Source organism: Alkalibacterium olivapovliticus (assembly GCF_003003275.1).
In the GTDB taxonomy this organism is placed as follows: Bacteria; Bacillota; Bacilli; order Lactobacillales; family Carnobacteriaceae_A; genus Alkalibacterium; species Alkalibacterium olivapovliticum.
Genome location: NZ_PVTO01000067.1, coordinates 1 through 1,657, shown reverse-complemented (window position 1 = coordinate 1,657; position 1,657 = coordinate 1). Strand labels below are relative to the sequence as shown.

Genomic DNA, 1,657 nt, shown 5'->3' with positions numbered 1-1,657 from the left:
AAACCGTCAAACTATAGAGAACGCTAGTTCTCTATAGCGAGTGCAAAAGGAGTTGCGACATTCATTTTATGAATGTTCTATATCCCTCCTTGGGGGCGTATAGAGTTGGTGGTCTCGTAGTAGTTTATCCACCAAACGCACAAATTTTCTGGCTGTTAACGCGAGGGCTCGTTTATGTTGATGCTTTGGTACTTCCTTGTATTTCTTCTGATAATAATCAGAATACTCAGGGACATGACGTCTTACCGAATTGGTGGCTTCAATCAGGTAATAACGTAAATAGCGATTTCCCTGTTTGGATAGTGGTGTCGATTCTTTTTTAAACTGTCCAGACTGACTCTTAGGCCAATACAAGCCCGCATATTTAGCAAATTTGGCCTGATCCGCAAACCGGTCAATCTGTCCAACTTCCGCAAGTATACCGGCGGTATACACGGGTCCGATACCTGGAATACTGAGTAAGCTCTTGGACTCTGGAATGATCTCTAGAATATCGACTATTGCTTTATCCAAAGCTTTTATTTCATCCTGGTATGTCCGGATAATGCGGACTTGAGAGGCTAGGACGCTATCAATCGAGTCCTGTACGGTCTTACTTAATCGGTAAGAATTTCTCACAGCTTTTTGAAGTCGTTTAGCCAGATTTTCGGGTTCTCGAAAACGACCACGCCCTTTTTCTTGTAAGAGGTCTACTAACTCTTCTAGAGGCATATAACCAATTTCATCAAGTGTGTAATCTGTTGTAAAGAGCTCAATGATTGTAGAGCTGAAAACAGATGTTGAGCCGCTATCCGACTTTAATTCACGCTGTAGGACATTACATTTCATATATAAAATATTTAAGAAATGTTGTTTCGTCCGTGTCATATCTTGAATAAGATCAAAACGTGCTCGAGTCAAAGATTGTAGGGCGATATATTGTTCTTCCTTGATTGGCGATGTGTGGAAACGTTCAAGTCGTAAATAATCAGCGATATGAAAGGCATCTAGTCGATCGTTTTTATCTTCTGTAAATACTTTCATAAAACGATGGACATTACGAGGGTTTTCGACTGTTGTTTCTACACCAAAGGAACGCAGTTCCTCATCCTCGTGGAAGAACAGGGCAGGAAGAGAACTGTATTGACCAGTGGCTTCTAACCCAATGACTATACGAGTGAAATCAAACTGCTTGAGATAATCAAGTACACGGGCTTTAATTTCATAAGCACCTGTTAAATCGTTAGAAACTGACATTTCTAACAAAACCGTGGATTCGCTAGTTAGAAAGCACGTATCTAGCTTAGTCGAGCTCACGTCTAAACCAATGAACAATTTCATGGGAAGGACCTCCTTTCTGTGGATTTGGAATATGCTTAGATACTCTGGGATACCCCTAAAGCAAATCGCGTGCCTCAACCTCGCGAATGAGTACAGTATAGACCGAATCGACAGCCACACCCCTAGCGCTACGACGCTAGTCGTCGAAACAGTCTCGTACAGCTTATGCGTTTAAAGTACATCGATTTGCCGGGATACAGACTTTACATGTAGTCGAGCTACAAGGAGTGATAGCAGATTCCCGGTGGACCTATTCCATGGCCCTATTATTAGGGAATATCCCAGAATATCCAAGCAATACTAACTAAGATTAGTACCATAAACTTATAATACGAGG

The 1,657-nt window shown here is 41.6% G+C and carries 1 protein-coding gene; it reads right to left on the bottom strand.

All coding sequences use genetic code 11. The features are described from left to right. Positions 1–66 precede the first annotated feature (66 nt). Complete coding sequence (locus tag CLV38_RS13525; protein WP_106196508.1) at positions 67–1,320, bottom strand: IS110 family RNA-guided transposase; 1,254 nt, start codon at positions 1,318–1,320, stop codon at positions 67–69. Between the last annotated feature and the right edge of the window lie 337 nt (positions 1,321–1,657).

Excerpts from the sequence above, each read along its gene's own strand:
- CLV38_RS13525 (WP_106196508.1), bottom strand. The coding sequence starts at position 1,320 with ATGAAATTGTTCATTGGTTTAGACGTGAGCTCGACTAAGCTAGATACG.